Source organism: candidate division KSB1 bacterium (assembly GCA_022566355.1).
In the GTDB taxonomy this organism is placed as follows: Bacteria; Zhuqueibacterota; JdFR-76; order JdFR-76; family DREG01; genus JADFJB01.
In genome coordinates this window covers 1-4,887 of sequence record JADFJB010000196.1, presented here as the reverse complement: position 1 = coordinate 4,887, position 4,887 = coordinate 1, and the positions used below count along the sequence as shown (strand labels likewise).

General features: G+C 38.5%; 4 protein-coding genes. All 4 read left to right on the top strand.

Features of this window, described 5'->3' with window-relative positions:
• The first annotated feature begins 1,067 nt into the window (after nucleotides 1-1,067).
• The 4 genes from IIC38_19965 (at nucleotide 1,068) to IIC38_19950 (ending at nucleotide 4,107) form a co-directional block, all read left to right on the top strand.
• Nucleotides 1,068-1,796 (top strand): DUF4136 domain-containing protein, encoded by a 729-nt coding sequence (locus tag IIC38_19965; GenBank protein MCH8128198.1) that lies wholly within the window; start codon nucleotides 1,068-1,070, stop codon nucleotides 1,794-1,796.
• Between the two features lie 302 nt (nucleotides 1,797-2,098).
• Nucleotides 2,099-2,281 carry a hypothetical protein gene (locus IIC38_19960; protein ID MCH8128197.1) on the top strand — a complete coding sequence of 61 codons (183 nt, stop codon included), beginning with the start codon at nucleotides 2,099-2,101 and terminating at the stop codon, nucleotides 2,279-2,281.
• A 46-nt stretch (nucleotides 2,282-2,327) separates the two neighbouring features.
• On the top strand, nucleotides 2,328-3,050 hold the full coding sequence (locus IIC38_19955) for a sterol desaturase family protein (GenBank protein ID MCH8128196.1): 723 nt from the start codon (nucleotides 2,328-2,330) through the stop codon (nucleotides 3,048-3,050).
• A 181-nt stretch (nucleotides 3,051-3,231) separates the two neighbouring features.
• Nucleotides 3,232-4,107, top strand: coding sequence for a cation transporter (locus IIC38_19950; protein ID MCH8128195.1), 876 nt, complete (start codon nucleotides 3,232-3,234; stop codon nucleotides 4,105-4,107).
• Nucleotides 4,108-4,887 lie beyond the last annotated feature (780 nt).

Genomic DNA, 4,887 nt, shown 5'->3' with positions numbered 1-4,887 from the left:
CCCAATCCACCTATCCTGTTTCAGCATAATATGATAATCTTTTGAAATTTAATTTATAGAGCAAATTCAGTGAGAATTCTCTTTTTTCTATTCTTCTAATTGGAAAATTTGTGTTGTTAGGTTTTTTAGTTAATTTAATAGAGTGATAGTTCATTTGTAAGTACAAATTTGAAATAAGTGATCCTTCAACAAAAAAACCACTACCAAAATGTCTTGCAGTAAAAATTGGACTATAGAGAAGATTTAGATTATTCAACCCTATCTTTCATGAACCGCAAAGACGCAAAGATCGCCAAGAGGAAAAGTGACAAGTTTTAGTATTTATCATTTGAAACTGTAGTTGCTTAGTTATTAAAACATATTTTAGTCTGACTCTTTGTTTCTTTGCGTCTTAGCGCCTTCGCGGTGAAAATTTATGAATAATTCAAATTTTCCGCCAAAAAGATCGTGGTTCATTGATCCTGGAATTCCCAATATATCGAAGAAATCCCAATATGTTGGGACTTTAGCAATCCACTGTCAAAATATCCCCTAATGGTTAACTTTAATAATTTTAAAGGGTTGTGATTGTTATTACTACCCTATTTTGTTTTGGCACAGCGATTGTAATCTATCTGCAGAAACAAGATACGAAACTAAAGGAGCTTAAGATGGCCAATACAATCCTGTTAAACGAATTCAAAAGGAGCTTTGACGCTGCCTTTAGAGAGCTATCAAGTTTATGGAGTATACAAATAGTAATGAGAGGAATAGTCATGAACAAATTATTTTATATCATAAGCTTTCTAGGGTTAGTTATGCTATTAGATCTAAGAAAAAATCCGCTGGGTCCCAATGATCCAATGCTGGAGTTGACTCTTTCAACATCGGTGTCTTCAGCGCAAGGTAGAATCGACACTTCTGATCAGTTAGTGATAAATTATACAGAAACACCCGACAGCTCCCTCACAAACAAAACTGTCCTATCCCCTATCACTGATGCTAACACGGCTTCGGCCCCACCGAAGAGTTCATATTTCTAATGATTTTATGGTACCACTTAACTAATCTAAAAGGAGAATAAAGACATGAAAACTACGAAAATCTTCCTCGCCATCTTACTGACGGCAGTACTCTCGGGGTTTTCCCACGATGACATAAGATCAGGCTATGACCGCGAAATTAATTTTGCAGAACTCAAAACTTTTGGCTGGGTTAGCGTTAGAAGGCCTCTATATTCCGAAGCCAATCCATCCACAGAAAATACCCTCCTCGAAAACCGAATAAAAAGGGCGGTGCAAGAGAAACTAACGACGCTGGGATATGAAAAATTGACGGCTAGCAATCCGGATTTTCTAATTGCTTATCATATCGAAGTTGTGAATAAGTTGTACTTGACCTACGATGGCTATGGCAATGGTAAAAATGGTGCAAGTGTCCACAGTTATGGAAGTCACCGTTACCGCAAATACGGTCTGGGAAAATATGGCTACGGGAGATACGGCTATGGCAGATACGGACACGGCGGATTTTATGGATATAGCGGCTCGCGCCCTGAAAGACTTAAGACCGGCGAATATAAACAGGTAACTCTAATTTTGGAGTTTGTAGACCCCGATTCAGATCAACTAATCTGGCGTGGACGATACGTAGGCGCTGTTATGGACTGGGAAATAAGTGAAAGGAAAATCAGAGATGCCGTAAATCGGATTTTTAGAAAATTCCCTGGCAACCGAACAGAAACAACTGAAAACCGTTGGGTTTGGGATCGTGACAATTTGATCTTTAAACCTGTCGTTAACAAAAATGAGAGATAAAATGATAAGTTCGAACCTAATATACGCCAACCTGAACGAAGCGAATCAACCGGAAAAAGTTCCGGAACGTCCAATGGCGGCAAATATGCTTAGGTCAACAAAGTCCACAATCTGAAAAATTATCTATCCATCCAAATATCCCAATAAAGTTAAGAAAATCGTTGATTATAGGTTCCTCAACTAGTACTATTCATTGTTATTGAACAAGGATATTTTCCTGATTAATAACCATAAACCATCAAGGGATAAAAATAAATACATTATGATTGGTAAAATGATAATTTCATAGGAATTGAAGAATCATGGTCACGATAATAAAATTTGTTGAGGTTCAGGCATCTAGTCAGATTTTAGAACCCTTCGTTTCTTTTTGGATGAAGTTTAGCATGGCGTTGTCGTTAAAGAAATTCAAACGGGTCGCCGAATCCACTTTCATTAAGATAGAACAAAATAAGGATGACGCTCGTGCTGCACATCCTTCTTAAACAGTGGCAGCCAATTGCTGCAGTTCTCGTCCTGGTTGTTTTCTGGATGTGGGAAACAGCTTCGCCGTTCTTTGAGAAACCTAAAAACCGCGTGCGGCATGCGGCTCGCAATCTTTCCATTGCTGGCATAAATGCTGTGATATTAGGTTTAGTATTTTCAGGAATAACGGTAACGGTTGCCTTGATTACAGAATCCCGCCAATTAGGTCTGCTAAACTGGTTAAAAGCGCCCGCAACAATCCATGCTGTATCGGCTTTTCTAATCATTGATTGTTGGACGTACTGCTGGCACCGATTAAACCACCGGATTCCGTTTCTGTGGCGATTCCACCGCATGCATCATAGTGATCCAGGAATGGATGTTACCACTGCAGTACGTTTCCATTTGGGTGAGATTACCATTTCATCGATTCTTCGTCTTGGGATTATTGTCCTGATTGGTATCCCAATTTGGTTGATTATTTTATATGACATCGTGCTCTTAACAATAACTCAGTTTCATCATGCGAATATCGTACTCCCCAAGCACTTGGATCGGTTCATTCGTTTTTTTATCGTTTCTCCGAATATGCATAAAGTTCATCATTCCCGGGCCAGAATTGAAACCGATTCGAATTACTCCAGTGTGCTTTCGATCTGGGATCGGATATTCAGAAGTTACCGGGAAAAGGAAAATTATCGAGAGATAAAATATGGATTGGAGAACTATGATGATGATAATAAACAATCGGTTAAAGGACTCTTAAAAACTCCCCTTTTTAAATCTTAATGTGAAAGGCCATAAAATTAAATCCACTAATATTGTCGAAGGTTGCTTATCAAGCGAACTTTATTTATTTTAGGGGAGAAAAAATGTAGACAGATTGGGCCATTTAGTGCACATGATTTCGCACACTTTTTTTAACAATTATTATCCACCCATCTTCTACACCCCTGATCTGAGATAGGTAATGGCACATCAACACAATAACATCAACAATATCAAAACGGTATTTTTCCTGAACCTCGGCTTTACCGTTCTGGAAATCATAGGCGGTTTCTTGACAAACAGTTTGGCAATCCTTTCGGATGCAGTCCATGATTTGGGCGATAGTTTTTCTCTGGGCCTGACATGGTACTTAGAAAACTATTCAAAAAAGGGGAGAGACAAAAACTATTCTTATGGCTACAGGCGCTTTTCGCTGCTTGGCGCGTTCATCACGGCGATCGTTCTTATTGGCGGGTCGATATTTATCATATCTGAAGCTGTTCCAAGAATTATCGAGCCCGAGCGTTCACACGGCCCCGGAATGGTTTTTTTTGCCGTGATTGGGATCGCTGTCAATGGCCTGGCAGCTTTTAGATTAAGAAATGGCAAATCAATGAATGCGCGAATGGTTGTTTGGCACCTACTGGAGGATGTGTTGGGATGGATTGCCGTATTGATTGTGGGTACGATCCTGCTATTTAAAGAAATCTACGTTCTTGATCCTATATTGTCTATATTGGTTACACTCTATGTGTTATATAACATGATTCGAAATTTGAGAAAGACTTCTTCGCTGTTCCTGCAAGCCACACCTGAAAATGTTGATCTTCCTGAAATTGAAAAAAAGATAGTGGGCCTAGACAAAGTGCAATCTATTCATCATGCACACACATGGTCGCTGGATGGCGAAAATCACGTATTTACGACTCATATTGTAGTAAACGAAAACACCACACAGGATGAAGCTTCGCAGGTAAAGCATGAGATAAAGGCTATGGTCGCGGACATGGGCTTTGAGCATGTCACATTAGAAATTGAATACCCGCATGAAAAATGCAGGATGCGAGACCATGAATAGTTTCTTTACATCAAAACGTTTCTACTTGGATTATGTATACCAATGTCATTATGCGACAGCAATTCGTGGACTCTGACGCAATTGTATTGGTTGGGCTTGAAGGTTTCAAGTTTAGTTTCAAATACTGGAATAATTTTCAGGTCAAAAGACACTTTTAGCGGCAGGCAAACTGCATTACTACGAAAATAGGTAGATCGGATTCCCTGTAAAAAAAGATTCTCATATTGAAACAATACTATTGTAATAATAAATATTTATCCGTATATTAACACATCAAGGAACCGAACCAAGCAAGGACGCTATTATTAGAAAAGAGGTTTTTTATTGTTTCTATTAGCTTCTCAAAGTTTTCTTGCTTCCCCCCAAAAACCAACTGATTCATATTTATATGGATGTGACATTTTTATCATAAAAATGACAATTTCTTTGTTTGACTTTTATAGTCAATTTATTATGATTTACCAATATCAACATGCGAGTTTTACAAAATAATTACCTGAATAAAATAGGACATATACATAACGCAGAAAAGCTGCAAACAAAATTCAGCTAAAAGCCAACAGCTTTACGGTGTAATAATATAGATAAAAATAACAAGCTCTAATTCAAAGGAGTTAACAAGATGCGTACAATCTTAAGAAGTATGACCCTGGTGGCGCTTAGTCTCTTTGGTTTCCAAACCGCGTTTGCCAACGATGTGGTGGTTAGCAACTCCACAGTCACAGGACAAGATGCACTTAATCACGTCGCTTTTGTGCAGTTTGACATCACCTGGGAGAA